Here is a 26,120-nt window from a genome sequence, read left to right on the forward strand (position 1 = left end):
ATTAATACGGTATTTTTAATTCTTCTAAGATTTCTACAAGTGCTACAACACTTACGGCAAAGTTTGCTCGATATCCTTCATAGTTTTCATGAATTCCAGCATAATGAATTCCTAATACTTTTCCAGATGTAAAATCAATTACGGGAGAACCCGAATTTCCTGCCCATGTTGTGCAATCGTGTTTGTATATGTATTTACTAGCTGGTAGTTGACTAAGGTAGCCTGGCGCGAATTGTTTCTTACCGATGACTCCATTGAAGTATTTATTTTTTAACTCTCTGTGATGTGGCTTGCTGCATGACGGATATCCAATTACATAAATTTCTTCTTTTAGATTTGGTATTTCGTATGAAAGTTCCAAACCTTCTGGTAATTTTTCACTTTTATAATTTTCTTTATCTACGCGTAATAAAGCGATATCTAAATCGCGTTCTTTTGCACAATAGATGACTTGTTTGATATCAAATTCAAATTCTATTTGCGTAGCATGCTCTTCTTTAAAATCAATTCTTACCGTATAACTGTCAAAATAGCGATCCTGTTTAAATAGTATGTCATTCCCTCTTCTTTCAATGAATTTATTGGCAACATGTCTGTTTGTAACGATGATGTCGGTATTTTTGATAAGCCAACCTGTGCCAATGAAATCTACATCTTCACCTTTTATTTCAATTCGCCCGACAGATTGAATTGCTTTGGTAATTGCATCTTTCTTTTCCTCTATTTGAGTTTTCCACTTGGTAGCCTTAGAAGTATCTATTGTATCATTATTGATTAAAAAAACTGGACGATCAGCTTCTTTGATAATGCTTTGTTCTATACGTTTATGTAAGTCCAATTCCACAGATAAATCCTCAATAGTTGAATTGAATATCTTGTTAATAATATCCACATCTTCTTTATCTGTTAGATACTTTTGCAGACTTTTAAAAAATGCTTCGTCATTACTGACATCGATTTGAAGTAAAATTTCTCGAAAAATTTCTGGTTCATCTTTGTATCGGTTCTTTAGATTCGTGATGACATCTAAAGGAGTCTTTGGAATGTTTTCATTTTCTGAAGTGTTTTGCGTTGCTTCCATACATTAAATTTTAGTTGAAAGCAAGAACGTAGAAAAGGAAAAAAAGGACAATACCTTGATGAAGGTATATTGAGTCGAAGACTCATTCCCACGCAGGTGGAAATCTTTTTAGTTGCTTTGTGATTGTTTTTGATTTTTGTTTGGAAATTTTCTCAGAAAGTTGTCTAATTCAAGTTCAGTTTCAACTTCAATTTCCCGTGCGGCAGGCTGGCTACTTCACTAAAAAGGTCTACTAGACCTTTTTTTTACGCTCGTCCCCAACGTCAAATGCCAAGTACTTCTAAAACCACTAAGGAGCGAATTTCCCAAAGACTAGATTATGTTTTCACGGCGTCAAATGCCAAGTACTTCTAAAACAATAACGTTTCGCGAAAAGTGGCTAGCCCACAAGTTTTCACGGCGTCAAATGCCAAGTACTTCTAAAACAGAAGATTTGGAGGCCACAGCGAAGAGTTCACAGTTTTCACGGCGTCAAATGCCAAGTACTTCTAAAACCCGATGGAATTACACAGCGGCACTGCTACTGTAAAGTTTTCACGGCGTCAAATGCCAAGTACTTCTAAAAACAATCATGGAAGTTTCAACAAGAATTTGGATTAATGTTTTCACGGCGTCAAATGCCAAGTACTTCTAAAACAGAAATGACTGCTGAAGTAAGTGAAAATGAAACGTTTTCACGGCGTCAAATGCCAAGTACTTCTAAAACTAAGAGCACAAGTCTTATTTGAAGACTCTCATGGTTTTCACGGCGTCAAATGCCAAGTACTTCTAAAACAAAATAATGAACAATTTAAAAAAGAGGGGGAAAGTTTTCACGGCGTCAAATGCCAAGTACTTCTAAAACTTGAAAAACAGTTTAATTTTAAAAACCCATTTAATTGTTTTCACGGCGTCAAATGCCAAGTACTTCTAAAACCCGTACTTTTTGTAAACTCAATAAAATCAACACTTCCCAAGGATTTTAACATTTCCATTTTAGCCATATTATGCATTGGGTTCAAATTATCATAGATCGTTTTTCGTTACAGAGGTATTCCATATCGAGACTAAATGTACCATATTTTTTTAACTTTTTAAAGCTTGTTTTAGAAATATTTATAACAATTATGCTATCCTCAGAAACTATATTCTTTAACTGTAAATGTAGGGATGGAAATTTTTTAGGATTCTCTGTTCCTACAAATACAGATTTTTGTAAGCGCTCATATCCAAACGCAACCAAGGTATTAGCAAAATGTGTACGTTTACTATCAGATACTATATCATACATGATTAGATACATAGATGTCTATTTCTTTTTTTAAATTTTGTGCTAGTAGATAACAGTGTGTTTTTACAGGAAGAATTTGTTTATTAATTTCTATTTTTTGATACAAGTAGTTGTGAAAAGCTGTTAAAATTACTTTTTTCCCTTTTTTATGAATCCATACAGCTTTGGCATTGTTTTTAAAATGAGATGCATCTAGCTTTTGTTCGTCAATAAGCTGTAATAACAAACGGTCAATCAATGGTCGAATCGGTTCAATTAAGTCATACGTTAGCGAACTTTTATTTAACCCATTAACATGTAATAAGCCAACATAAGGGTCTAGTTTTGCTGCTAAAATCCCTTGATGAATTACCGAATACGTACACCCATACAAATAATTTAGTGCCGCATTAAACATATCTAAGGAAGGTCTTCTACTTCTTTTATCAAATTGAAACTTTTCGGGTAATGTCCTTCGTAACGTTTGAAAATAATGTTTTGATATATTTCCTTCTATTCCAAATATAGTGGCGCGTAAATCGGTTCATATAAAACATTATTTCAAAGAACTTTCAAGTTCATATCCAATTTCAAAAACACCAAGTATTTTAATCAAAATCATATCCTCTATTTAAAGCATATTTCAATAAAGCATCTCTGCCTTTTAGGTTTAGTTTTTCCATCATGTTTTTACGATGTGTAGTCACAGTGTGTTCACTGATGAATAATTTTTCGGCGATTTCTTTGTTGTTGTAACTTTTTCCAATGAGTTCTAAGATTTGGTTTTGACGTTTGGTGAGTTTGTCTTCTTTTTTGATATCTGCGGTTGAGTTTTCATCTTCAATTGGCAAGTCGGAATCGTAATAGGTTTGTCCATCATGAACAGCACGTATGGCTTGTAATAGAATTGGCAGTTTGGTGTTTTTAAGCAAATACCCTTTCGCGCCAGCATCAACCATTTTATTGAATAGTTCTCGCTTTCTAAACATCGTAAAAGCAATGACCTTGATGTGCGGGTATAGTTTTTTAATTTGCTTTGTCGCTTCTATTCCATCCAAAATCGGCATTCGTATGTCAACAATGACTACATGAATGTTTCTGTTTTTCTGTTCTAAAAGTGCTAATAGTGCTTGTCCGTCATTTACTCTGCCAACAACTTCAATGTCTTTTTCAAAGCTGAAAAACAAGTCGATTCCGTCAATCAAACTATTGTGATCTTCTGCTATAATTATATTAATCATAATGGTATTTCAATAATAAATGTAGTTCCTTTATTTGCTACAGAATCAATAGTAAGTTTTCCTTTCAATGCTGCTGCTTTTTTCTCGATGCTTCGCAATCCGAGTCCTTTTTCGTTTTTTAGTTGCGTTTTATCAAATCCGACACCATCATCTTCTACAATAATGGTAATGGCTTTTTCTCCTGCGGTAATGTCTACCGAAACTTCCGATGCTTCCGAATGTTTTACAGCATTTGTAATGAGTTCCGTAGTCATTCTACGCAGTTCATTTTCAATTGATATGTTAACGATATTAGCCGTTCCGTGACTTTGCACTTCGACTGATAATTGATTACTTTCATTCATAATAGCGGCAAAATCTTTTATAACATCTACCCAATAGCCTGAATTTCGAGACGCAGAATCTTCCAAATGCGCCATATTCCTGACTTTTTGATAGGCTTCATTTAATAATTCTTGTGTTTTAGACATGAGTTTGTCTTCTTCCTGCTGAAAACGATCTTTACTAACTTTTAAGTTGTCAAAACATTGTTGAATAGCGATGATAAGGCTTCCTAAGTTATCATGTAGTTCTCCTGCTATGCGTTGCCGTTGCCGATCTTTTTCTTCGTTTCGTGCGTCAATGGCTCTAAGTTCTTTTTCTTTTTCTGCAAGCAGTTTTCTATTGCGATAAAACATAACCAATACGACACCAATAATAATTACTGCAACCAACAGTATGAATGTGAAAATAAAACGCTCTTTTTGCTTGATACGTTCCGCATCTAACAACAAATTTTTTTGAGATAATTCCACAGTTTCCAACAAGGTCAACATGGAATTTTGTTTGGAAGTATTGACACTATCGCCAAAGGCAACCATTTTTTCATAATAGGTAAAAGCCGAATCTAAATTCCCCAAACTTTTATAGTTAAATGCCAAGTATCGATACAGTTCCTTTTTTCTGTTAAAAACATTTTCCTTGATGGATAATTTATCGGCTTCTTTTAGCACTTCAATTGCTTTTTCATAATTTTCTTGAAGACGATAGCTATACGCTTTTGTTCGTAAGACAGATTCCATACGATCAGACGATTTCATTTGCTTGGCGCAAAACCACATGCTATCTAAATACATTTCAGCAGTTTTAAAATCTCCCTGCTCTTGATGATAGATTGCTTTGTAATTATACACACGATATTTGGCTGAAATTGTACCAAGAGCATTTACGTATTCGGTCGCTTTTTGAAGATGAAATTTTTCTGTATCATCATCCGTATCATCCAATCTGCTTACAATTAAATGTGCTTTTGATAATTGCAACGTGTCTTGTAGCTCTGCTGCATTTTCATAATATTTTTTTGCATAATATTCGCCGTCAAATTCTAAAAAATCCTGCGAACTCAATGTGTAATACAAATCATAATTGACTTCATTCGCCATCTTTTCATTTCCAGAAGCTTTAAATAACTTTTGTGCTTTCAGTTTCAATTCATACGCCTTTTCTTCTTGATTGCTATAGCGGTATGCATTTCCCAGCACATAATAATACCATGCTTTATATTGTGGAATAAGCGCCGTTGTATCTACTTTTTTTAATGAAGTAAACGCTTCACTCAGCTTTCGTTTTCCTACTTGTAACTTTCCAGCATAATACCAATACGCATTGCTGTCTTTATTGAATGTCAATAATTCACTCAATTCACGTTCTACGCGATTGTATTGCTGATTTTCAAGTAACGAATCCAATCGTGTAACTTGTGAAAAAACATTGGTCGCTATGCACAAACAACATAGTATAAGTAGGTGTTTCATGGTATTCAATTTATTGTAGTAATTTACAACATTTATACTAAGGGATCAATGACGCCACCACCAGCCGTTTTGGGCTCTTCGTTTACTTGAATTTGTAAGGGTTTGCCAGCAATGAAGTGTTGCAAGATTTCCAAATCATATACAAATTTTTTGGTGTCCGCATTAAATGATACATGATGCTGCACATAAAAACGATAGATATCTTTTTGCCATTCTTCAAAATCTTCGTCGTGTAGTGTGATGGCAAAAATTTTCTCTAAGGGAAATTCTGTATTTGAAAAGACAGAATCTAAATCGCGCGTATTCTCATCCCATACGCTACTTTCTGCTTCTAGTTTGTTGCGATTTGTTGGATGTCCGTGACTATATACAATTAATATACAGGGTATTGATTCGGTAGAAATGTCATAACAATTTTGTAATTTCAAATTGTATTCAGTTCCCGAATCTGTGAGTGTAACTTCTGGAATATCTGTATGCATTTTAAGTTCATTTTTTTCAGTACAATATGTTCCTATTGTATAAAATGTTTGTTTGTGTGCTGTTCCCATGTTTTTTTTAAAATTTTAGTTAAACAATTCGTTTTAGGATGTTTCAAAACTAGATGGAAACTGCAAGCCATAACATACCTTGAGTAAGGTAGTTTTTAGATAATAATGGAATTCTGTTCCAAAATATACCTTGAATAAGGTATGGCGTGAAGATTTAAAAAATGGTTTATTATCGTTGTAAAATTGAAACTGATCTTTGACAAAATGAACCGAATGCATACTATGAGTCAAAACCGTAGTTCCCGCCTACGCGGGAATCTAATGTTAAAACCCTTGGAAAGTGTTGATTTTATTGAGTTTGTAAAAAGTACGGGTTTTAGAAGTACTTGGCATTTGATGCCGTGAAAACTCTCCAGACGATTTCGTTCTTGCTCCATCTTTACCGTTTTAGAAGTACTTGGCATTTGACGTTGGGGACGAGCGGAAGAAATAGGTCTTGCAGACCTATTGAGCGAGTAGCCAGCTGGCGGGTAGGAATTTGAAGAAAAAAAGTTTCTTGAGAACTGTTGGCATTTGACGCCGTGAAAACACCTTCTTGAAGTTGATAGATGATAATCCATATCAAGTTTTAGAAGTACTTGGCATTTGACGCCGTGAAAACTTTTTCGTGTCGCGGAGTTTCTCCGAATTCATTGTTTTATAAGTAATTGGCATTTGACGTTGGGGACGAGCGGAAGAAATAGGTCTAGTAGACCTATTGAGCGAGTAGCCAGCTGGCGGGTAGGAATTCGAAACTGAAACTGAACTTGAACTTGAAAATTTTGAAGAAGTACTTGGCACTTGACCTTGGGAACGAGCGTAAAGAAAAGGTCTTGTAGACCTATTGAGCGAGTAGCCAGCCTGCCGCGCGGGAGTTTGAAGTTGAATCTGAACTTTAACTTGAAAATTTTCAAGAAGTACTTGGTATTTGATTTTATAATCAGTTAAGATACATTTAATAATGAACTATATTCTTCCACAAACAAACCAATAGCCTTCAAATCCTCCATCAAAAAGTTCGATTTTAGAAACCTTTGGGGTACTGAAGAAATTTCTTCTTAAAATGAAATCCTAACAGAAATGTTGGGATTTTTTTGTTTTTAATGTTTAGCAAACTACTCATACTAACTAATTCTTATTAAATAAGTTAGCGTTTTAGGATAGCTTATAAATAATTGCATAGAACTCAACAAGGCGAAAATCATTAATGAGTAAACTGTATTTCTTAGGAAAACAAGCCAAATTACTTTAAATCCTTCATTACAAAATTAGATTTCTTTAAAATGTTTTTTCACTAAAATCATTAATAAAATTTCAGACAATCTGTAGGGTAAATAATTTTAAAAAATGTAATAACTTTCTATTTTATATTATTTATTCTTACTCAAAAAGTAAGTTTTTATCTTACATATTTTATTGACAAGCCCTTGTAATCTTTTATATACAAATGTTATATTACAAACAATTAATTATGTTTAACCTTTAATACTTTAAAATTATGAAAAAAATGTTTTCATGTGCTGCAGTTATTGCTGTAGCTTTCGCAACTTTTGCGTTTAGTCCAGCCGACAAAAACAATCTATTGGATGAAGCAAAAGCAATTACTCAACAAGAATTAAGAGCTGAAACAGGAACTTGTGACACTAAGTACAAAACGCAAGAAACTTTTAGCGAATGTGATAGAATTCACACAGAACCTGTTGAACAAGAAACGCAATCAAATATTTTAGGCGGATACTAAGATCAGGAAACATTAAGCGGCATTTTTTTTACAGGAGTGCCGCTTTTTTAAATTTACAAAAGCAAATGATACGTTTTAAAAGAAATGGTTTTATTTTATTTTTAGCAATTGCTAGCTTTATTGCAATTAGCTGGAAACAACCAGATAACGCAAAATATATACAAAAAACGAGAAAACAAATTATAAAGCTCACCTACACAAGTACACCCGTAAGTCAATATAGAATGACTGAAAGTGATATGAAAAGTAGTCCAACAAGGGCTTCTATTTATGATTTTATGAAAGGGATTACAGATTATTACAGTTTGTATATCAATTTAAAAAATCGCTCTTCTATATATGTATTAGATTCCACACAGCAAGTTAGACCCATGGGTTGGGAGAATCCGAGAACTAGAGCTGCACTCTCAGATACAGTTCTTTTTTCCATCAAAACTCCAAAAAATATCACCCTAAAGCATGAATGGGTTATGAATCAAACCTTCTATACAGAGGGAAAAGTTGGTGATATAAAATGGGAACTTACTAATGAAGAGAGAGTTATTGACGGATTAAATTGTGTAAAAGCTATTTCAGATGAAGACAGTTACCCTATGCTTACGGTTTGGTATACGAAAGATATACCAGTTTCAAATGGTCCTTCTATATATCAAGGATTACCAGGTTTGGTAGTTAGAGCAGAAGACTATTTCAGAACGATACAATTGTCTAAAATAGAGTATTTGGATGATGTTAGTAAATTCAAAAAGCTTTATGAAACTAAATACAATACTTTTTTAGAAGAGAAAAACAGGAAAAAACATTACGGTATTGAACCTATACTTCTTATAAAAAAAGGAGATATGGCGAATTCAAGTTACGAGTTTTTCCATAAAAAGCCTTACAAAAGACCCAATCGAAAATAAGCAGTCATGAAAAAAAAGATATTGGTTTTATTTTTTACAGGACATTTAGTGCTCATTTTTTTTCAAGCTTTTTGGGCAAACTTGGACTCATATTGGAGTTTTCATTATGATGAAACGTTGAAAATTCCTGTGCTTAGTATGTTTAAGCAAAATAGATATACAGAACCATATTACATTTTTTCAGGAATTAATACAGGATATGGTTTTTATGGCACACACACTTCCACTGAAAAATATTTAAAAATCATTTATTTAGATGCCAATGATAAGAAAATAAAATCTGATCGATATTTTGAACTGACAGGAACAAATGCAATTATGCGATTGGAAGGATACGCTTCTTTTCTCACAAATTATGTCGCGGAAACTGAAAAGCTTATCGAACTAGACACCACCGATGTTTCAGACACAAGTCCTGAAGTTGTAAAATTGAGAAAACGATATAACTACCGAAAAGATTATGTAGTCAAAACATTAAAATGGCTTGGGAAACAAAAAGCCAAAGATATTCCTAACTGTACGTCTTATACAGTAAAAATCATCACCATAGTTCCAGAAAATGTATGGAATAGAAATCGTAACACTAAACCGAATATTTATGTTGTTCAAGAAGGTACATTCCCTGTACAATAAATTGGAAAGTATTTTTGAAAAAGATGGTAAAGAAATCTCTTTTTTAATTTTCTTTCGAATTGCAGTTGCCTCAATTGCACTAATTGAAATAGGCTCACTATATAGTGACTTGCCTTCATTATTTTCATCATCACGAACACTTATACCGCAAGAGTTGCTGTATTTAGAAGCTGGAGATTTTAAATACTTACATGCGTTTTATGGATTTTTGAAAAGTAATGAACTTCTAGACATCTTTTACTCAATAGCTGTTCCAACATACATTACAGCTTTGTTTTGTATTTTATTTGGTCTTTTTACACGCTTTGCAGCTGGTATTGCTGTAATTCTGCAATTGCTCATCTTCAAAAGTTTTGGACCGTTTAATTATGGATACGACTTTTTCTTAACCATGTCACTTTTTTACTGCATGGCATTTCCAGCAGGTCGTTTTTATTCTATTGATGCCAAAATTTTTAAACGTCCACAAATTGTTGCTTTGAATTACAGACGAGTGATACAAATTCATTTAGCTATTGCCTACTTTTTTTCTGGAATCTCCAAAGGTCTCGATGTAGGATGGTGGAACGGAAATTCTGTTTGGAAAGCAATTGCTTCTGTTGATAATTCTTACTATGCTGTTTATCCTTTAATTTTAACCGTAGTTGGAATCGGCACTGTTTTATTAGAGTTTTCCTATCCTTTTTTAGTATATTACAAAAAAACAAGAAAATACGTTATTACCGGAATAATAATGATGCATGCTAGTATTGCCTTCATGATGGAATTATATGCATTTTCAGCTATGATGATTGTTTGGAATGTTGCGGCGTACAGTAACATAACTATGATTAACAAGACTTCGGATGTGGAAACAGCTTAGTGTATTTCTATTTTTTGTTGGTATTTTTTGTTCGTATGGGCAAAAAGAAATCTCTGGTGTCATCAAAAATAGCAAAGGTGAATCTGTCCCTTTTGCCAATGTCGTTGTGAAAGATAGTACTGAAACACAAAAGCCTATCACGTATGCCTACAGTGATAATGAAGGTAACTTTACACTCGAAATTTCCGCTAAAATCAAACAAATTATCATTAGCGTAACAGGAATCGGTTATAAAGAAAAAATTACAGTTGTTCAGGTAAACAACCTAACAAAACCGTTGGTCATTATTGTAGAAGAAAGTTTAACGGAATTAGAAACGGTTGTTTTAAAAGCAAAAAAACAAACGGACACGCTCAATATTGACACAGAAAGCATGAATTTAAGTAAAGAAAGTACTTTGCGCGACATGCTCAATAAAACAGAAGGTGTTATTTTGGGAGAAGAGGGCGCCATTAGCTATCAAGGAAAACAAATCAATAAAATTCTTATTAATGGTAAAGAAGTTTTTATCAATCAAAATACGGTTGCGTTAGATAATCTTAATTATGAGATTATGGAAAACGTACAAATAATAGACAACTACAAAGATAAGTTTACGCTAGATTTTAAACGTATTAGAGATCCTGTTATCAATATAGAAACCAAATCACAATTTAAAGGCGTCCTAAAGACACAAATTAATTTGGGATATGGTTTTAAAGACAAATACAGACTCAACGGCAAAGGATTCTTTTTTTCAGACAAACTAAATGTTTTTGCAACTTCTCACACCAACAATACAGGAACAAAACAACTAAGTGAAAAAGATGTCTCTGCTGCTGTGAGAAGATATGCCACCGAAGAATTGAATAAAATATTATATCCTTTCTTTGTGGAAGATTATCAAACTACTCGAAATTTTGTTACGAATAATAGTCTTACGCTACGTTGGCAAGGTTTGAATAGTAAAAGTGGTGTTGTATTATACCATGGGAATATAAACACTAAACGAGATGTAGAGTACAATACTTTTATTGGTGATACACTTTTAAATAAAAGCAACCTAAGAAATACAGATAACGGTAATTTTCTTTCAGCAACAGCTAATTACAGCCGTATTCTTTCACCAAAAACAGTACTACAAAATGTACTCAGCACTGTAGCAATAGATTTTAAAAAAGAAAATAACAATATAGACTCCATTTTTGTATCAAATACAACTTTTCTACAAGAACAAGCACAATACAATCCTAAAAATTTCACCTTAAACAATGCACTAAAAATAACCCATCTTTTGGGCGATAATACCGCTTTTAATACAAATCTTGATTATTACTATGAAAAAAATACAAAGGATTTTGAAACAAGACTCACCAATATTGACGTTGAGGATGTCTTTCAACAAGGTTCGTCTACCAAAAACTACATAAGAGGTTTGGTCAATTTTAATTTTCGATTTAAAAAAGCTACGCTTAATACTGGGCTGGCCATAAATAACAATAACGAAAAAGGCAATCTTGCGCTAGTCAATAACATTAATACCAATTCTGAGCTAGAAAGGAACATTACTACGGTAGAATCAATCGTTTCTTTAAATGGTTCTATTAAAGATTTGGACTATGGTTTTTCAGTGATTCCGTCTTTAATTTTTACGCAAAATACTCGTGTTAGAGAGTTTTTAAAAATGTCTCATTTTCTCAAATACAATTTTGAGGCACAAAACAATTTAATTATAAGAGTAAAACACAATTATGAATTTTATCAATTAAATGCGTTGTATGATACCATAGTAAGAAACTTTAACAATAGAATTGTAAACGAGAATGGCAATGAAAATTTAGAACGATTTTCTGTTAAAGATGAGGTTTCTCTTAGTTGGTTTAACAGCAATGTGGCGCGATCAAAAAATATAAATTTTGAATATCGATACACGCAAGAACAAGATTTTTTGCAAAGTGTCCTTGACTCTATATCTGACAACATTTTTTACTATTCAAACAGTGTTTTTGACAAAAAGCAAGCTCACACCATTAGAGCTGGCGCAAAAAAAGGTGTTTATTTGGGTTCTTCATATCATCGTCTTGATATTGGTGGCGGATTCAATTTTAGGGCTAGTAGATACACTACTCGATTTAACAGTCAAAACGCGCGTGCAAATAGCAATCTTTGGGAACCTTCTTTTAAAGTAAGTTTTCTTCCGCGTAAATTTTTCATTAAAGAAATATCTAATAATATAAAATGGAATAATCTTACTTTTAAAATTAATGGAGATGATATCACAAAACAATCAATCACTACCAATACTTTTATGGTGAAAGGTCATAGTGATAAAATAAATTGGCAATTTGATTTTGATTATACTTTTTACGACATAAATGATGATCGATTTAACGTGCCTGATTGTAATCTTTCTTTAAAATATGACGTATCTGACAAACTCTCTTTTTCACTAGAAGGTAGATCACTACTGACATTATTTGAGCTCAATAATTTTAATTTTGCCAATACACTTTCCGAAGGAAATACGCTCACACAAGTACGAACTGAGAATAACCTAGGCTATCTTATTTTGTACACATCATTCAAATTTTAGGATTAATATAATTTTAAGAATATTTTATGGAATTCATTTCTCAATGACATAATTATTCAATTCACACTAAATACTTCAAAATCAAAAAGATATTATAGAGTTAAAATGTATCTAGTAGTATATTATATTCATTCACAACCAACCAATAGCCTTCAAATCCTCCACCAAAAAGTTCGATTTTAGAAACCTTTGGGGTACTAAGAAATTTCTTCTTAAAATGAAATCCTAACAGAAATGTTGGGATTTTTTTGTCTAAAATCTAATATTTTAATAACCTTTGATTCATAAACCATAGGCCATGATTCTTGTTTTTAGTTTTTTCCTGTTCTACTTTCATGCTATTATTAATTTTTAAATCTAGTATTATGAAAAAAAGAAATCTTAATTCATTAAGTCTTAACAAGAAGTATATTTCAGGGTTTGATTCTTACAAAAAAATTCAAAATCCAAACATGATTGTTGGAGGTCAAGAAGACGACGAATCCTCTATACTCATTGAGGATATTTTATCTCTTTAGCCTTATTAGCGAACTTCGGTTCGCTTTTCTTTTCTCATTACATTTAATGACTACAGTTTTTAAATAGTATTCATTTTAAAAAAATCATACATTTTGTACTATGTATGTTCTCTTTTAGCTCTTTACTTTTAGTGCTTTATTAATTGTAAATCATTCATATATGAAAAAAAGAAATCTTAAATCGTTAAAGCTTAACAAAAAGTCTATTTCTAATTTCAAGCTGCACAAATTGAGTGGAGCGGGAATAAAAAGATCAGAACGTCGTCAAGGAGATTGTGATTATTCAAGAGCGCATCCGAGCCATCCAGACGATGGAGGATATTGTGTTGGTCCAGATATAACTGAAAATGGAACAAGACCTACAGACGCAAATATGTAGACAACCTAGATGTAGTATATATTCAAGGGGAAGCATCTCCAGCTTCTCCAAATCAGGGATAAAATTATAAGCGAACCTTCCGTTCGCTTTTCTTTTGCACATTACACTTAATTCCTTAAATTTAAGCTTATTAACCAATTAATTCATATCATGAAGAAAAAGAATTTAAAAGCATTAACGCTTAACAAAAAGTCTATTTCAAGTTTTAATCCGAACGTGATTGAAATTAAAGGAGGAGCTTCCGATACAGGAAGAGTTTGCTGTGATCCTAACTACACAAAGGACTGCCCTCCTATCGAAATTCCAACCATAGACATTCCTACTATCAATGACAGTTGTTTTTCTCTGTGCAATGATAAGTGCAATGATTTTTAAAAATTGAGAAGCAATCTTCGGATCGTTTTTTTTATGTTGTTTCTAGAAATTTGCTTACGAAATAACACTCAATAACGCATGTGTCACCTTTAAAATTCTAATTCTTACTGTTGTTTTGTTTCTTTAGCACCTCAGCAGTATCATTAATTATGGTGTAACCGTACATAATTTCTGATTTATTTTAATAATTTAATTGCAATAGAAATCTTATAAATTTTAAATCATGAAGAAAAAAAGTTTAAAGTCGTTACAACTCACTAAGAAAACAATGTCCAATTTTAATAAAAACACCATCAAAGGTGGAAGAGTGACCTTTAATTGTACTGCTCGAACTATGAGTGGTTGTTGGTAAAAACTACAACTTTTGATGATATAAAAAAAACACGCTGTTTTTAAATTAAAAACAGCGTGTTTTGCTATGTGTAAATGATTCTGGGTTTACCAATTATAATTGGCTTCGGTCATTTTACTTTCGTTTCCGTTAGCATCTACCGCTGTCACCATCATTCGATAACCGTTACGGTATTTAAGTTTTAATTCTCTGCTATAACTGTTGGAAGTTCTAGTTCGGTAATGATACCAACCCGTTTTTCCCGTTTCTTTAATGTTGTTATAGATTTTATAACTCGTGGCTCCAGGTACAGCATTCCAAGTCATTGTAAGTTCTTCGTCACCATCGTGATATGCTTGTACATTGGTCGGCGCAGTAATTCCTAATGGATATAATGTATTTACAGCCGTTCTATCGCCTGTAGAAAGTCCACTACTCAAGGTACATGCTGTTCCGCCATTCATTACAGAATTTGAATCGCTCGTTGGAGTTCCCGAAATATGTGTCCCGAATGAGGAATTGGTGTGTGCAAACGTCAAACAATGTCCAAGTTCATGAATCATGTTGTAAAAACGCAAATTGTTGGTAACAGTACAAGGATTAAAATCCAAATTGATTCGAACTCTATATCCAGGCATTCCGTCAGATGTTGGGAATTCTGCTGCAGCTATTGTGTTGCTTGGTAATGGCGCAGAACTATCACTCATTACTTGAATTTCTGGATTGAACAAAAATCCACCGTTATACGGCCAATAGTAATCCGTTTCATATAAAAATATAGAACTTCCCGAATTTGCATTCCAGTGGTTCATTGCGTCTCTTGCTGCAGTTTTCCAATTGGAAGGCAATGACGGATCAATACGAACTCCAATCGTATTATGATCTACTAAATACGTTGTTCTTCGCTGCTTTGGCGTCATGTTGTCATCAGCAAGTTGTGGTCTTCCTGTTTTTGAAAATGAAATATCATCTCCCACTAGGAAATACGTTCCCATATCAGTGATATCTTTTTCAGAAAATCCTAAACTTAAAATTTCTTTCAATACCAATTCTGATTGGTCTTCTACGATAGCCGTTTCCTCTACTGTTTCTACAGTATCTGTACTACAACTATGCATTGCAAACAGTGCAATAACTCCTACTAAATACTTAATTTTTTTCATGTTGAATAATTTTTGGTTTCTCAAACTTATCCAAACATTGCTGGGGAAATATACGGTAAAATAGTAGTTGATTTACGGTTACAATAAGATAACACTTACGTGTAGTTTTGGTAATAAATTGATAGTAATAACTTTACAAACAACATAATTGTAATCCTTTATTTATTCAAAAAATTAATACGCTGCTTGCTATATACAATGTTAAGTATGGTATTACCGTAAAGGATTACTATTTTATCTTTATATCTTTCTTTAAATCAAAATTTTATACCATGATACAATCAATTTTAAAAATCGGAACGGAATTATCAAAGAAAGAACAAAGCAAAGTAAACGGAGGAGTTAAAATACGTCGCTGTTGCAATCCAAGTCTTGATTGTTGTGATCCAGCAAGTTATCCAAGTGATTGTTTGGCGTATGGCGACCCAAATGCATTTCCAGGTCCTTATTGTATGTAAAAAGGAATGCAAAAAATATTTAAAGCGAACCTTGGTTCGCTTTTTTTTATCTATCATCAAATCTAAGTATTTTCAAATAGATTTATTACGGTGTTTCCTTACATACTTTTAGTGAATATTTATTAGATTTATGGCTAACCAAATTTTTAAAACCATGAAAAAAAGAAACCTTGATGGTCTCGCATTGAACAAAAAATCCATTTCAACTTTACAACCGCAAAAAATTACGGGTGGTAACGACACATTTTATTATAACTGTGCGTCCTTTAGCTGTAGAGTCAGCGTTTGTGAAACCAAATGTGATTCTAGATGTCAATAAAAACAAAAGCGGTCTTCGGATCGCTTTTTTACTTGATAGTCGAGATTTATATCGAGTCAACCGACTTCTCAAAAAAACACCTCTAATTTCCTCTATTTTTAAGATTATTCTTTTTCGGAACACATTTTGTGCGCTTATTTTCAAAACCGATTAAAATTGAAATTATGAACACAAAAGTTACCATTTTTTGCGTGTTCTTCAGTGTCTTGTCGCACGCGCAAAACAATTGCAACGAACTTCTTTCGTTGTTTGCCGAAAATGTAAAAACAAAACGATTTACAGAAGCTGCTCCACAATTAGCCGAACTTCGGAAGAATTGTGCCTCCACAAATTATGCGATTTATGCCTATGGCGAACGCGTTCTCGATGATGAATTGGAACATGCTTCCAACAAAAAAGAAGCTGCCTAAAAATTAATTCAATTGTATACAGACCGATTGGAATTGCATCCTAAAAAAACCAACAAAGGTGTATTTCTTCCCAAAATTGGCGAATTAATGGTTTTACATGATATTGGTACAATTTCAGAGCAATATTCGTTTTTCCATGAAGCATTTACAACAGACCAAGAGCATTTCACCAATCCTGTGCATTTGTATTATTATTTTGAGTTGTATTATAAAATGTATCAAGAAAAAACAAGTGGCATTTCATTAGAACAGTTGATTGAAAAGTTTGATGAAATTCAAGAAAAATATGAGCTTGAAAAACAACAAACTCCAAAAAACGCAAAAGCTATCGAAACACTTTCCACCAACATGAATATTCTGATTGAGAAAGAAGCAACTTGCGAAACACTCATTCCGATGTTTCGAAAAAAGTTAGAAACTGAACGCTCAAATATCGATTGGCTCAAAAAAGCGGCGGGACAGTTAGATGCAAAAGGTTGCAAGGAACATCCGTTGTTTATTGAACTCGTTGAAGCGATTGATGCAGCAGCGCCAAACGCGAATTCAAAATTGTATTTGTATCAAATTCATCGTCGCAAAGGCAATTCCGCGAAAGCGCAACAGTATTTAGAAGCATATTTAACCTTAGAAACTGATGCTGATAAAAAAGCTGCTGTTTTAAATGATGAAGGAAAAGAAGCTGAAAAAGCAGGGCAAAAATCTACCGCGCGTTCGTATTATTCAAAAGCTATTGCGGCAAATCCTGCGTCGGGAAGAGCGTATTTGAATTTGGCACGTTTGTACGGTTCTAGCGCGAACGAATGTGGAACGGACAGTTTTACAAAAAGAGCTGTGTATTGGAAAGCGGCGGAAATGGCGCAAAAAGCCGCTTCGGTAGATGCTTCTGTAAAAAGCGAAGCCAATTCTTTAGAAACAACCTACATGCAATCTGCGCCAAGCAAACCTGATACTTTTAACCAAGGCTACAAAGGTGGTGAAAAAATAGCGCTTGACTGCTGGATCGGCGGTTATGTAGTTGTTCCTAAAATTTGATCATATTTATTACTTCAAATTCATAAAATCCGAGTACTAAAATTATATAAATCACTGTTTTTCAGATAAATTACATGTGAACTTTAAATATATATCATGAAAAAAAGAAAATTAAAGAAACTGTCTTTTCAAAAAAACACGATTTCGAATTTGCAAGGCAGAGCTATCGGAATGATTCATGTTGCTGGTGGAGCATCAACACAACCTTGCGTTGTTACTTTATCCCTTGTTCTTCGTTGCTTTGGTGATGACCCAGGAACAACCGATCCAAATACGCAAGGTTGTTCTATGGAGTGTACTTCAGGATGTCAAGATACTTTTACTTGTCGCGATTATTCATGCGATTGTATTCAATAGATTTTTGTAGAAGTTTAAACGAAAAAGGTCAGCTGTAAGCTGGTCTTTTTTAGTTAAACATAAAATATAGAAAGCGCAATACATAAAAAATTCCCACAAAAGTGGCAATCCAGAATTGATAGTTTTTAGCTTTTTTATGAAGGATGGAAGCAAGTAAGAAAATTAAAATTCCTAAAAATAAGAGTGCCATAATGCTTTCAAAAGCAGAAATTGCCACAGCATAACGATTGTCTTCAGTAAAAACAGTAAAGAAATACTTTTGAACAACCGTTTCTTTCAAAATGATAATAATCAGAATCCAAATTGAAAAGTGAAATGCCCATTTGTTGAAATTAATGCGACTCATATTTCCTTTTAAGTATTTGTTTTTTTGTCAATTTCTTTTTTAAATAGTAAGGAAATAGCAAAGACCAATCCAATCATAAATAGATATTCTCCTGAAAATGTATCTGCCGTAATTTGTGCAAATTTTGCAATCGTTTCCACATGAATATTATGCACAATTCCAACAATAAGTGCCATTAAAGCGGTAATACTTACGTTATGTAACATACTTGATACTTTTTCGGTTTGTAAATTCACCAAAGAAGATTCACTTAATAAACGCGTCGCAAACAACGCCATATACGCTTGCAATAAGAAAAGCAAGATATAGTAAAAAACGATGACTGAATAATGAAAGAAACTCGCTTCGTAGTAACGCGACAAATCCAATCCGCGATACAAATCTTTGGCACCTTCAGGGTTGTTAATACTTGCTCCGTACGACATGATAATGGCGCCTGCTTTGACCAACATCCACACAAAAACAATCCACGCAACCAAGCGCATTGCTTTTAATATCCATTCCGAAGCATTTTTCATACGTTTCCGTTTTCTAGCATATTTTATCTACTCAACGCACGCGTCAATACCGTTGCCAATTCGTATTTGAGTTCATCTGAAAAACCTGATAAGCCAGGAATATCGTTGTATTCTACAATGTGTAAATCGCCATTTTCCTCTTCCAAAATATCGATGGCAATGATATCTGCTCCGATAGCATTTTGCAACATTTTTAAATCGTTGACCAAAGCTTCCTCAGGTTCAAACTCTTCAAAATCGGTGGTTTCGATATTGGCTTTCCAAAATTTTCCTTTGCGCGACATTGCCCACACTTTGTCGTTGATAGCAATGTATCGAATATCTCGCACATAGTTGATAAATGGTTCAATTGTGATGTAATCGTTGGTAACAAAAAGTAAATCTTGAATGTCTTGCCATTTGCGTTCGTCTTCCACCAACACCTTTCCAAATCCGCCATGATAGTTTCCAACTTTGACCACAAAAGGAAAATCGCGCTTGATATTTTTTAAGTCGGTAGATTTGGTAACGACATCAAAATCAATCACAGATAATCCTAATTTTTTGATGGTTGCCAGCATTGACAAGCGATCAAATCCGACTTTTAAGGTTTCTGGAGCATTCACACATGGAACACCTGCAAGCGCAATCAAATCCAACGCATTGGTTTGAATTTCCGAAGGTTTTATCGCGCCCACGCGCCACAAAATACCATCTGGCTGAATGACGCCTTTATCATCTCCAACATACAATTTCCCCGATTTTAAAATCCAAGACGTATTTTGAATTGATTTTTGCACCACATTGTACGCTGGCAAAATAGCCTTCCAATATGCTTCTCCATTAACGACTAAAATTGTTTTCATGTTACTTTTTGCAATCGAAATTGTGATGGCTTCCTTATTTGACTCTTCTTAAATATACTTTATTTCCTCTATCAACGGTGATGTAAATTGTAGTGTCATCCATCCAAGTAACTTTAAAAGTACCTTCTCCTGATCGTTTTTCTTCTGAACTAATTGTGACTTCACTCGTTGCTTCATTAAATTGCCATTCGCCTGTTCTGTCGGTTGTTTCTAGCGAATTTCCACCTTTTAGCAATCCGCCTTTTACAAATTCCATCCAATTTCCGCTTGATTCGCGAACGTCACCTTCTGCAGATTCCATTTTAAACATTTCCCATTTTCCGATAATATCTGCTGTTTTCTGAAAAGATAAAAAACTAAAAATAAGTACTGCAAAAAGTAGTGTTTTAAGATGTTTCATGATATAATATGTATTTGTTAAAAAGCTAATATCAAAATTTTACCGCAAAAACCATCATGAAGTCTTTACTAATTTGTGAAAAATTGTCAAAAATTGTGTCAAAAGTTAATTTTTATGTGAATTGATTACAGAAAATACGAGTCCTAAGACTCGTATTTTTTCTCTTCTCCATACTTTTTGTGTATTTTTATAAAATGAAATTATATATAAAGTATGCGCTTTCTTTTCTCAAAGCTTGTTTAATATCGCTAATTTTTGGCGCATGTTGGGTAGTCACTTTTGTAGGATTTGACAGGTATGCAACTGCAAATTTGCAAAAATTTCGAAACGATTTCTTTTTTGACGTCGTCTTGTTCTTTTTGAGTGGTTTGGTGGGTGCATTTTTCTTTTATGTGGTGATGGTACTTTTTAGAAAACTCAATGCAATTATTACACAGAAAGAAGAAATTCACATATAAACTCAATTCTACTTTTTTCATGACTTTTTTAAGGAAACAAATAGCAGCATCAAACATTTTACGCATACAAAAGTCATTTCGATAAGAAAAAGACTCTGTATTTATAAATGACGACTTGCTTTGGTTTTGCAGTAATATTCTTCTCGCTATTTTTAATCATCATTTTAAAATATATCAACATGAAGAAAAAAAAGTTAAACAAGTTTATGCTAAAAAAGCAGATCATTTCCTCATTAAATGAAGCTATTCGCGGAGGTAATGACAAAACAGATCCTTTTTCGGCAACCTGTGCCATTCCCGTAGGAAATTGCACAATAGCCTTAACCGTACAACCTGAGGTTTGCAACACCTTACCAAGACCGTTAAGTAATTGTACTGTAGCATATTCCGTGCAAGATTGGTGCAATCAGTCAGTGGATATAAAATGTTAAAAAAAATTATTATTTTTGAGAGCTGTCAATTTTTGATAGCTCTTTTTATATGCACTTATTTATAATAATTCTTAATAGAAAGAAAGTGACAAAATAAAGAGGAAATACAATATTTTTAACGTATTTTTGTTTAAGCTAAAAAGAAAAAGATTAGACAGATGGATGCAGTAAAGACTAAATTTAGTATAAAAGATCTAGAAAATCTGTCAGGTGTTAAGGCTCACACAATCCGAATTTGGGAAAAAAGATATGATTTATTAGCACCTGAGAGAACAGATACCAACATAAGAACATACGATATAAAGAGTTTACAAAAACTTCTTAATATTACATTACTTTACAAAAACGGCTATAAAATTTCTAAAATTGCTGAAATTCCTGACGATGAAATCCATATTTTAGTTAGAGAAATTGCTACCGAAAAAAATGTTCACAATCAAGCATTAAATTCTTTCAAGTTGGCAATGCTTAATTTTGATTACAGTCTTTTTTATAACACGTACAACAAATTGTTATCCGAAAAATCGTTTCGCGAGATTTTCTATGAAACTTTTGTTCCGTTATTGAACGAATTAGGTGTTTTATGGCATACACAAACCATCAATCCTGCACATGAACATTTCATTTCTAGTTTAATCAAACAGAAAATTATTCTGAATACAGAACGCATTCAGACCTTAGAGAAATCGAACAAATCCAAAACGTTTGTTTTATACTTACCTGAAAATGAAATACATGAAATTGGATTGTTGTATTTAAACTACGAATTGCAACTTAATGGATACCACACCATTTATTTAGGGCAAACCATTCCGATTGACAGTTTAACGAATATTCACAGCTTTTTTCCAGAATTGCATTTTATTTCTTATTTTACAGTGACGCCTACTGAAGATAAATTGGAAGATTATTTAAAGGAATTTGACGAAAAAATAGGGTTTGAAGAGCATCATTTATGGTTGCTAGGTTATCAAGCCAAATTTGTCAAGAACACTGAAAATTACAAAAATCTGAAAGTTTACAAGTCAATTATTGACCTAGTTGAAGAAATCTAAAATTCGATTTTATTTTTGTTTAACTTTTTATTACATTTGTTAAACAATGAAACTAAAAACGATTATAATTGGTTCTGGATTTTCCTCTCTATCCGCTTCTTGTTACTTAGCACAAGCGGGATACGATGTGACTATCCTTGAAAAAAATGCTACTGTTGGTGGCAGAGCCAGACAACTTAAAAAAGACGGATTTACCTTCGATTTAGGCCCTTCTTGGTATTGGATGCCCGATGTTTTTGAACGATTCTTTAGCGACTTCAATACAAAACCTTCTGATTTTTACCATTTAGAAAAACTCAATCCTGCGTACGAAGTATATTTTGGAAAAAATGATTCGATTCGCATCGAAGATACGTTGGAAAAAATTTGTGCCGCTTTTGAAGAAGAAGAACAAGGAAGCAGCGCAAAACTCCGAAAGTTTATAGCTAATGCGGAAGATAATTACAACGTAGCCATTAAAGATTTGGTATACAAACCAGGCGTTTCTCCACTCGAATTAGTCAATGCAAAAACTATTAAGAAAATTGGACAATTTTTTAGCAACATCAAACGCGATGTTCGCAAAGAATTTAAAAACGACCGATTGATTAAAATTTTGGAGTTTCCTGTATTGTTTTTAGGAGCAAAACCAAGCGACACACCTTCTTTTTACAGTTTTATGAATTATGCCGATTTCGGATTGGGAACATGGCATCCTGATGGCGGCATGTACAGCATTATCCAAGCAATGGAAACGCTGGCAAAACGTTTAGGCGTTACCATTAAAACGAATGAAAATGTGATAAAAATTGATATTGAAGATAAAGAAGCGAAAAAAGTCATCACAGAAAATGGCGAATACCACGCCGATATCGTGCTTTCAGGAGCTGATTATCATCATTCAGAAACCTTGTTGGATGAAAAATACCGTCAGTATTCTGAAAATTATTGGCAGAAGAAAACTTTTGCGCCTTCTTCACTCCTATTTTATGTAGGTTTTGATAAAAAAATTGAAAATGTATCGCATCACACTTTGTTTTTTGATGTGGATTTTGATGCGCATGCACATGTAATTTACGACAACGCTTCTTGGCCAAAAGAGCCGTTGTTTTATGCAAACTTTCCGTCAATGACAGATGCATCTGCTGCGCCAGCAGGAAAAGAAGCAGGTTTTTTCTTAATTCCAATCGCACCAGGATTGGAAGATACACCAGCACTTCGTGAACAATATTTTGATATTATCATGAGTAGATTTGAGGAATTAACTCAGCAAAATATCACAAAACATATTATATTTAAGGAATCCTTTTGTGTAAACGACTTTGTAAAAGAGTACAATTCATATAAAGGAAATGCTTATGGAATGGCAAATACGCTGTTGCAAACTGCATTTTTACGACCTAATTTGAAAAGTAAAAAAGTCTCCAATCTCTATTTTACTGGACAATTAACCGTTCCTGGTCCTGGAGTGCCTCCAGCGTTGATTTCCGGGAAACTGGTAGCCGAATTAATCACCAAACATCAACCAAATACTCATGAAAGCACTATTTGATTCTGTTTCATACAATTGCAGTACGCTTGTGACGCGATCGTACAGCACGTCTTTTTCATTAGCTACAAAAATGCTGGCACCATCCATTCGTCAAGATATATACAATATTTACGGTTTTGTGCGATTTGCAGATGAAATTGTAGATTCTTTCCACGAGTATGACAAAGCTTACTTACTGGATAAGTTTCAGGCAGATTGGGATGCCGCTCTTGAACATAAAATTAGCCTAAACCCAATTTTAAATTCGTTTCAACATACGGTTCATAAATACAACATTCCTATCCATTTGATTGATGCGTTTATGAAAAGTATGCGTCAAGATTTAGACAAAAAAGTCTATCTCACACATGAAGAATACAAAGAATATATTTACGGTTCTGCTGATGTAGTTGGATTGATGTGTTTAAAGGTATTTGTAAAAGGTGATGAAGCAAAATATGAAGATTTGAAAGCTTCTGCCATGTCCTTAGGTTCTGCATTTCAAAAAGTAAACTTTTTACGCGATTTAAAAGCGGATATTGAAGATTTAGACCGCACGTATTTTCCTGACGCAGATTTGCAAAACTTGGATGAAGCCTCCAAACAAAAAATCATCGCAGAAATTGAGCACGATTTTAAATTGGGCTTGGAAGGTATTGCAAAATTGCCAATTGAAGCAAAATTTGGTGTATTTACGGCATATAAATATTACTCAAAACTATTACACAAGTTGAAGCGTACACCTTCAAAGAAAATTAAAAACACTCGAATTCGCATTCCGAATTATCAAAAAATGGCATTATTAGCGCGTTCGTATGTAAATTATCAACTAAATTTGATTTAAAATATAACAGACAATGACAACCCTTATTTGGATAGCTACTTTTTTAGGAACTTTTTGTATTATGGAATTTATGGCGTGGGCAACGCACAAGTACGTGATGCACGGTTTTTTATGGTCGTTACACAAAGATCATCATCACAAAGACCACGATTCATGGTTTGAGCGCAATGATGCTTTTTTCATTTTTTACGCCGTAGTAAGTATCGGTTGTTTTTTACTGTGGAAATTTGATATTTTCTGGTTAGGATTGCCTATCGGAATTGGAATTTTCGCTTACGGACTCGCCTATTTTATGGTACATGACATCTTTATTCACCAACGTTTTAAAATGTTCAGAAACGCCAATAATTGGTACGCAAGAGGCATTCGAAGAGCGCATAAAATTCACCACAAGCATTTAGGAAAAGACGATGGCGAATGTTTTGGTATGTTGTGGGTTCCGATGAAGTATTTTAAGCGTAAATAATCTTCTGATTAAATACCAATTCAAACTCGGTATTCTCTTTTGAAGACCTGATTGTGATAATTGTACTATCATTTTCATGTCGCATAGAAATAATATTTTCAATTGTTTGAATTATTGAAAATTTATCCTTTTTATTTTCAGAATTGTAAACTATTCTAAAAGCAGTTTCAAGTCTGTCATAATAAATAGCACTGTTTTCACTATCCTTTGAAATATAAGGAAACACATACATTGAATCTTCTGTAACGGCTATATGAGCTTTATTAAAAGAAAATTCAATTCGCTCAGCACCATAATTTTTAAGCAATGCTATCATTCTTGGTTTCTGTCCTTCAAAACCACTCGTAACTTCAGCGTGAAAACTTAAAAGATTATTTTCAATAGAATGATACACTTCATTCCATGATTTTTTGATTCGATAATTAAAAATTCCAAGAATAAAAAGCTGAGTAAATGCTGAAATAGCTTCTAATATTCCTTTTGTGTGTTTTCTTCCTTCATATTCTGAACGCAAAAACGCAATGAAGCTTGTTTGCTTAAAATTAACTTTCTTCATGTGCTTTTTTTTCAAATAATCATCATTATCTTTTGAATCATTCCGCCAACGAAAAAGCTAACAATTCATCTATCTGCGTACGGACATTGGTACTGTTCCAATTGGCAGCACCGATTTCTTTCATCACAATTTTCCCCTGATCATCAATTAAAAACGTAGTAGGAATACTGTTCGACTGCATTTCCTTTGGCGCATTTCCAGTAGCGTAGTACACTGGTAAATTATAATTGTTCTTTTCCAAATACGTATTTACTTTTTCTTTGGTATCATTTGCCACAAACAGAAAGGTAATTTTATCACCATAGTCTTTATGTAAATTATGCAAACTTGGCATTTCCGCGATACACGGCGGACACCAAGTCGCCCAAAAGTTCACCAAAATGATATTTCCTTCCATTTCCTGAAAGTTTACGACTTTTCCATTAGTATCTACCAAATTCCATTGAAAATTACTTAGAACGACTCTTTCAGCTTCCTCAATACTACTTGGACTGACAAACAACATTTTTGCTTGGTTCAACTTGACTTTTACAAAAGTTCCCGCAGGCGTAAAAAATATCAACAGTAATACTACGACAAAAATGATATTACTCCAATGTTTTCTAGTAAGTTTCTTAGGTATTTTTAGCATGTTGTAAAGATATGGTTTTGTTGTTTGTTGTTTGTTGTTTGTTGTTTGTTGTTTGTTGTTTGTTGTTTGTTGTTTGTTGTTTGTTGTTTGTTGTTTGTTGTTTGTTGTTTG

Annotated in this window: 32 protein-coding genes and 1 CRISPR repeat array; of the genes, 19 read left to right on the forward strand and 13 right to left on the reverse strand. The window is 33.4% G+C overall.

Translation table 11 applies throughout. The features are described 5' to 3' along the window. Position 1 precedes the first annotated feature (1 nt). The 6 genes from C8N46_RS16245 to C8N46_RS16270 form a co-directional block, all read right to left on the reverse strand. Positions 2–1,081 carry a S1 family peptidase gene (locus C8N46_RS16245; protein WP_108115979.1) on the reverse strand — a complete coding sequence of 360 codons (1,080 nt, stop codon included), beginning with the start codon at positions 1,079–1,081 and terminating at the stop codon, positions 2–4. 251 nt (positions 1,082–1,332) lie between these two features. Then, a CRISPR array of direct repeats spans positions 1,333–1,997; the repeat unit is 36 nt; unit sequence GTTTTCACGGCGTCAAATGCCAAGTACTTCTAAAAC. Positions 1,998–2,078: 81 nt separating this feature from the next. After that, positions 2,079–2,363 (reverse strand): CRISPR-associated endonuclease Cas2, encoded by a 285-nt coding sequence (gene cas2, locus C8N46_RS21075; RefSeq protein ID WP_108115981.1) that lies wholly within the window; start codon positions 2,361–2,363, stop codon positions 2,079–2,081. Then, the gene (gene cas1 / locus C8N46_RS16255) at positions 2,344–2,856 is read right to left on the reverse strand and encodes a CRISPR-associated endonuclease Cas1 (RefSeq protein ID WP_108115982.1); all 513 of its coding nucleotides are present in this window, start codon (positions 2,854–2,856) and stop codon (positions 2,344–2,346) included. Before cas1 ends, cas2 begins: the two co-directional genes overlap by 20 nt. A gap of 82 nt (positions 2,857–2,938) precedes the next feature. Next, positions 2,939–3,571 carry a response regulator gene (locus C8N46_RS16260; protein WP_108115983.1) on the reverse strand — a complete coding sequence of 211 codons (633 nt, stop codon included), beginning with the start codon at positions 3,569–3,571 and terminating at the stop codon, positions 2,939–2,941. Then, on the reverse strand, positions 3,568–5,364 hold the full coding sequence (locus C8N46_RS16265) for an ATP-binding protein (RefSeq protein ID WP_108115985.1): 1,797 nt from the start codon (positions 5,362–5,364) through the stop codon (positions 3,568–3,570). Before C8N46_RS16265 ends, C8N46_RS16260 begins: the two co-directional genes overlap by 4 nt. A 32-nt stretch (positions 5,365–5,396) precedes the next feature. Continuing rightward, positions 5,397–5,915, reverse strand: a complete 519-nt coding sequence (locus C8N46_RS16270) for a hypothetical protein (RefSeq protein WP_108115986.1) — start codon at positions 5,913–5,915, stop codon at positions 5,397–5,399. Positions 5,916–7,392: 1,477 nt separating this feature from the next. On the opposite strand from C8N46_RS16270, the gene C8N46_RS16275 reads away from it, so the two are divergent. The 9 genes from C8N46_RS16275 to C8N46_RS20990 all read left to right on the forward strand — a co-directional run bounded on the left by C8N46_RS16275 (position 7,393) and on the right by C8N46_RS20990 (position 14,231). Beyond that, on the forward strand, positions 7,393–7,635 hold the full coding sequence (locus tag C8N46_RS16275) for a hypothetical protein (RefSeq protein WP_108115987.1): 243 nt from the start codon (positions 7,393–7,395) through the stop codon (positions 7,633–7,635). A gap of 65 nt (positions 7,636–7,700) precedes the next feature. Beyond that, entirely contained in the window at positions 7,701–8,540 is an 840-nt protein-coding gene (locus tag C8N46_RS16280) for a GLPGLI family protein (protein WP_108115989.1), read from the forward strand. Between the two features lie 6 nt (positions 8,541–8,546). Continuing rightward, on the forward strand, positions 8,547–9,173 hold the full coding sequence (locus C8N46_RS16285) for a hypothetical protein (protein WP_108115991.1): 627 nt from the start codon (positions 8,547–8,549) through the stop codon (positions 9,171–9,173). Beyond that, positions 9,139–10,035 (forward strand): HTTM domain-containing protein, encoded by an 897-nt coding sequence (locus tag C8N46_RS16290; protein ID WP_146169850.1) that lies wholly within the window; start codon positions 9,139–9,141, stop codon positions 10,033–10,035. Before C8N46_RS16285 ends, C8N46_RS16290 begins: the two co-directional genes overlap by 35 nt. Further along, positions 10,019–12,607 carry a TonB-dependent receptor gene (locus C8N46_RS16295; RefSeq protein WP_108115995.1) on the forward strand — a complete coding sequence of 863 codons (2,589 nt, stop codon included), beginning with the start codon at positions 10,019–10,021 and terminating at the stop codon, positions 12,605–12,607. Before C8N46_RS16290 ends, C8N46_RS16295 begins: the two co-directional genes overlap by 17 nt. Before the next feature lie 365 nt (positions 12,608–12,972). Further along, positions 12,973–13,125 carry a hypothetical protein gene (locus C8N46_RS20605; RefSeq protein WP_158269184.1) on the forward strand — a complete coding sequence of 51 codons (153 nt, stop codon included), beginning with the start codon at positions 12,973–12,975 and terminating at the stop codon, positions 13,123–13,125. Positions 13,126–13,354: 229 nt separating this feature from the next. Then, positions 13,355–13,504 carry a hypothetical protein gene (locus C8N46_RS20610; protein WP_158269185.1) on the forward strand — a complete coding sequence of 50 codons (150 nt, stop codon included), beginning with the start codon at positions 13,355–13,357 and terminating at the stop codon, positions 13,502–13,504. 150 nt (positions 13,505–13,654) lie between these two features. Further along, the gene (locus C8N46_RS20165) at positions 13,655–13,879 is read left to right on the forward strand and encodes a hypothetical protein (protein ID WP_146169851.1); all 225 of its coding nucleotides are present in this window, start codon (positions 13,655–13,657) and stop codon (positions 13,877–13,879) included. A 223-nt stretch (positions 13,880–14,102) separates the two neighbouring features. Continuing rightward, on the forward strand, positions 14,103–14,231 hold the full coding sequence (locus C8N46_RS20990; protein ID WP_262498084.1) for a hypothetical protein: 129 nt from the start codon (positions 14,103–14,105) through the stop codon (positions 14,229–14,231). 86 nt (positions 14,232–14,317) lie between these two features. Here the strand turns inward: C8N46_RS20990 and C8N46_RS16310 are convergent, their stop codons facing one another. Then, a complete protein-coding gene (locus C8N46_RS16310) occupies positions 14,318–15,373 on the reverse strand; it encodes a M57 family metalloprotease (RefSeq protein WP_108116001.1) in 1,056 nt (351 codons plus the stop codon). Positions 15,374–15,645: 272 nt separating this feature from the next. Here C8N46_RS16310 and C8N46_RS16315 point away from each other — a divergent pair, with 272 nt between their 5' ends. The 4 genes from C8N46_RS16315 (at position 15,646) to C8N46_RS16330 (ending at position 17,949) form a co-directional block, all read left to right on the forward strand. After that, positions 15,646–15,831: a hypothetical protein gene (locus tag C8N46_RS16315; protein WP_108116003.1), complete on the forward strand. Its 186-nt coding sequence runs from the start codon at positions 15,646–15,648 to the stop codon at positions 15,829–15,831. A 483-nt stretch (positions 15,832–16,314) separates the two neighbouring features. Continuing rightward, the gene (locus tag C8N46_RS16320; protein WP_146169852.1) at positions 16,315–16,560 is read left to right on the forward strand and encodes a hypothetical protein; all 246 of its coding nucleotides are present in this window, start codon (positions 16,315–16,317) and stop codon (positions 16,558–16,560) included. 12 nt (positions 16,561–16,572) lie between these two features. Then, positions 16,573–17,592: a tetratricopeptide repeat protein gene (locus C8N46_RS16325; RefSeq protein WP_146169853.1), complete on the forward strand. Its 1,020-nt coding sequence runs from the start codon at positions 16,573–16,575 to the stop codon at positions 17,590–17,592. 96 nt (positions 17,593–17,688) lie between these two features. After that, a complete protein-coding gene (locus C8N46_RS16330; RefSeq protein WP_108116009.1) occupies positions 17,689–17,949 on the forward strand; it encodes a hypothetical protein in 261 nt (86 codons plus the stop codon). 49 nt (positions 17,950–17,998) lie between these two features. Here the strand turns inward: C8N46_RS16330 and C8N46_RS16335 are convergent, their stop codons facing one another. From C8N46_RS16335 to C8N46_RS16350, 4 genes are read right to left on the reverse strand one after another with little or no spacing between them, the layout of a single operon-like run. Next, on the reverse strand, positions 17,999–18,295 hold the full coding sequence (locus tag C8N46_RS16335; RefSeq protein ID WP_108116011.1) for a hypothetical protein: 297 nt from the start codon (positions 18,293–18,295) through the stop codon (positions 17,999–18,001). 8 nt (positions 18,296–18,303) lie between these two features. Next, the gene (locus C8N46_RS16340) at positions 18,304–18,813 is read right to left on the reverse strand and encodes a hypothetical protein (protein ID WP_108116013.1); all 510 of its coding nucleotides are present in this window, start codon (positions 18,811–18,813) and stop codon (positions 18,304–18,306) included. Between the two features lie 23 nt (positions 18,814–18,836). After that, on the reverse strand, positions 18,837–19,658 hold the full coding sequence (locus tag C8N46_RS16345; protein ID WP_108116015.1) for an ATP-grasp domain-containing protein: 822 nt from the start codon (positions 19,656–19,658) through the stop codon (positions 18,837–18,839). Positions 19,659–19,692: 34 nt separating this feature from the next. Continuing rightward, positions 19,693–20,058, reverse strand: a complete 366-nt coding sequence (locus C8N46_RS16350) for a hypothetical protein (RefSeq protein ID WP_108116017.1) — start codon at positions 20,056–20,058, stop codon at positions 19,693–19,695. 194 nt (positions 20,059–20,252) lie between these two features. Between C8N46_RS16350 and C8N46_RS16355 the strand changes: the two genes are divergently transcribed. The 6 genes from C8N46_RS16355 (at position 20,253) to C8N46_RS16380 (ending at position 24,822) form a co-directional block, all read left to right on the forward strand. After that, a complete protein-coding gene (locus C8N46_RS16355; protein WP_108116019.1) occupies positions 20,253–20,516 on the forward strand; it encodes a hypothetical protein in 264 nt (87 codons plus the stop codon). 179 nt (positions 20,517–20,695) lie between these two features. Further along, on the forward strand, positions 20,696–20,947 hold the full coding sequence (locus C8N46_RS20170) for a hypothetical protein (RefSeq protein ID WP_146169854.1): 252 nt from the start codon (positions 20,696–20,698) through the stop codon (positions 20,945–20,947). A gap of 158 nt (positions 20,948–21,105) precedes the next feature. Next, positions 21,106–22,002 (forward strand): MerR family transcriptional regulator, encoded by an 897-nt coding sequence (locus C8N46_RS16365; RefSeq protein ID WP_108116023.1) that lies wholly within the window; start codon positions 21,106–21,108, stop codon positions 22,000–22,002. Positions 22,003–22,048: 46 nt separating this feature from the next. After that, positions 22,049–23,533: a phytoene desaturase family protein gene (locus tag C8N46_RS16370; RefSeq protein ID WP_108116025.1), complete on the forward strand. Its 1,485-nt coding sequence runs from the start codon at positions 22,049–22,051 to the stop codon at positions 23,531–23,533. Further along, entirely contained in the window at positions 23,517–24,356 is an 840-nt protein-coding gene (locus C8N46_RS16375; protein WP_108116027.1) for a phytoene/squalene synthase family protein, read from the forward strand. The genes C8N46_RS16370 and C8N46_RS16375 overlap by 17 nt, the downstream gene beginning before the upstream one ends. Positions 24,357–24,369: 13 nt before the next feature. Then, positions 24,370–24,822, forward strand: a complete 453-nt coding sequence (locus C8N46_RS16380) for a sterol desaturase family protein (protein ID WP_108116029.1) — start codon at positions 24,370–24,372, stop codon at positions 24,820–24,822. Here C8N46_RS16380 and C8N46_RS16385 read toward each other — a convergent pair. Next, complete coding sequence (locus C8N46_RS16385; RefSeq protein ID WP_146169855.1) at positions 24,809–25,378, reverse strand: hypothetical protein; 570 nt, start codon at positions 25,376–25,378, stop codon at positions 24,809–24,811. The genes C8N46_RS16380 and C8N46_RS16385 overlap by 14 nt on opposite strands. A gap of 37 nt (positions 25,379–25,415) precedes the next feature. Then, a partial coding sequence (locus tag C8N46_RS16390; protein ID WP_245896905.1) for a TlpA family protein disulfide reductase occupies positions 25,416–26,120 on the reverse strand: 705 nt, incomplete at its 5' end.

It is taken from the genome of Kordia periserrulae (genome assembly GCF_003054265.1).
Lineage (GTDB): Bacteria > Bacteroidota > Bacteroidia > Flavobacteriales > Flavobacteriaceae > Kordia > Kordia periserrulae.

Bases quoted from the DNA above. Each gene is read 5' to 3' on its own strand.
- C8N46_RS16375 (WP_108116027.1), top strand. From the start codon at position 23,517: ATGAAAGCACTATTTGATTCTGTTTCATACAATTGCAGTACGCTTGTG.
- C8N46_RS16350 (WP_108116017.1), bottom strand. From the start codon at position 20,058: ATGAAACATCTTAAAACACTACTTTTTGCAGTACTTATTTTTAGTTTT.
- C8N46_RS16315 (WP_108116003.1), top strand. From the start codon at position 15,646: ATGATACAATCAATTTTAAAAATCGGAACGGAATTATCAAAGAAAGAA.
- C8N46_RS16280 (WP_108115989.1), top strand. From the start codon at position 7,701: ATGATACGTTTTAAAAGAAATGGTTTTATTTTATTTTTAGCAATTGCT.
- C8N46_RS16365 (WP_108116023.1), top strand. From the start codon at position 21,106: ATGGATGCAGTAAAGACTAAATTTAGTATAAAAGATCTAGAAAATCTG.
- C8N46_RS16370 (WP_108116025.1), top strand. From the start codon at position 22,049: ATGAAACTAAAAACGATTATAATTGGTTCTGGATTTTCCTCTCTATCC.
- C8N46_RS16275 (WP_108115987.1), top strand. From the start codon at position 7,393: ATGAAAAAAATGTTTTCATGTGCTGCAGTTATTGCTGTAGCTTTCGCA.
- C8N46_RS16265 (WP_108115985.1), bottom strand. From the start codon at position 5,364: ATGAAACACCTACTTATACTATGTTGTTTGTGCATAGCGACCAATGTT.
- C8N46_RS16380 (WP_108116029.1), top strand. From the start codon at position 24,370: ATGACAACCCTTATTTGGATAGCTACTTTTTTAGGAACTTTTTGTATT.
- C8N46_RS16340 (WP_108116013.1), bottom strand. From the start codon at position 18,813: ATGAAAAATGCTTCGGAATGGATATTAAAAGCAATGCGCTTGGTTGCG.
- C8N46_RS16385 (WP_146169855.1), bottom strand. From the start codon at position 25,378: ATGAAGAAAGTTAATTTTAAGCAAACAAGCTTCATTGCGTTTTTGCGT.
- C8N46_RS16320 (WP_146169852.1), top strand. From the start codon at position 16,315: ATGAACACAAAAGTTACCATTTTTTGCGTGTTCTTCAGTGTCTTGTCG.
- C8N46_RS16335 (WP_108116011.1), bottom strand. From the start codon at position 18,295: ATGAGTCGCATTAATTTCAACAAATGGGCATTTCACTTTTCAATTTGG.
- C8N46_RS16290 (WP_146169850.1), top strand. From the start codon at position 9,139: ATGTTGTTCAAGAAGGTACATTCCCTGTACAATAAATTGGAAAGTATT.
- C8N46_RS20990 (WP_262498084.1), top strand. From the start codon at position 14,103: ATGAAGAAAAAAAGTTTAAAGTCGTTACAACTCACTAAGAAAACAATG.
- C8N46_RS16260 (WP_108115983.1), bottom strand. From the start codon at position 3,571: ATGATTAATATAATTATAGCAGAAGATCACAATAGTTTGATTGACGGA.
- C8N46_RS16270 (WP_108115986.1), bottom strand. From the start codon at position 5,915: ATGGGAACAGCACACAAACAAACATTTTATACAATAGGAACATATTGT.
- C8N46_RS16330 (WP_108116009.1), top strand. From the start codon at position 17,689: ATGAAAAAAAGAAAATTAAAGAAACTGTCTTTTCAAAAAAACACGATT.
- C8N46_RS16285 (WP_108115991.1), top strand. From the start codon at position 8,547: ATGAAAAAAAAGATATTGGTTTTATTTTTTACAGGACATTTAGTGCTC.
- C8N46_RS16345 (WP_108116015.1), bottom strand. From the start codon at position 19,658: ATGAAAACAATTTTAGTCGTTAATGGAGAAGCATATTGGAAGGCTATT.
- C8N46_RS20605 (WP_158269184.1), top strand. From the start codon at position 12,973: ATGAAAAAAAGAAATCTTAATTCATTAAGTCTTAACAAGAAGTATATT.
- C8N46_RS16295 (WP_108115995.1), top strand. From the start codon at position 10,019: ATGTGGAAACAGCTTAGTGTATTTCTATTTTTTGTTGGTATTTTTTGT.
- C8N46_RS20165 (WP_146169851.1), top strand. From the start codon at position 13,655: ATGAAGAAAAAGAATTTAAAAGCATTAACGCTTAACAAAAAGTCTATT.
- cas2 (WP_108115981.1), bottom strand. From the start codon at position 2,363: ATGTATCTAATCATGTATGATATAGTATCTGATAGTAAACGTACACAT.
- C8N46_RS16355 (WP_108116019.1), top strand. From the start codon at position 20,253: ATGAAATTATATATAAAGTATGCGCTTTCTTTTCTCAAAGCTTGTTTA.
- C8N46_RS16310 (WP_108116001.1), bottom strand. From the start codon at position 15,373: ATGAAAAAAATTAAGTATTTAGTAGGAGTTATTGCACTGTTTGCAATG.
- C8N46_RS16245 (WP_108115979.1), bottom strand. From the start codon at position 1,081: ATGGAAGCAACGCAAAACACTTCAGAAAATGAAAACATTCCAAAGACT.
- C8N46_RS20170 (WP_146169854.1), top strand. From the start codon at position 20,696: ATGAAGAAAAAAAAGTTAAACAAGTTTATGCTAAAAAAGCAGATCATT.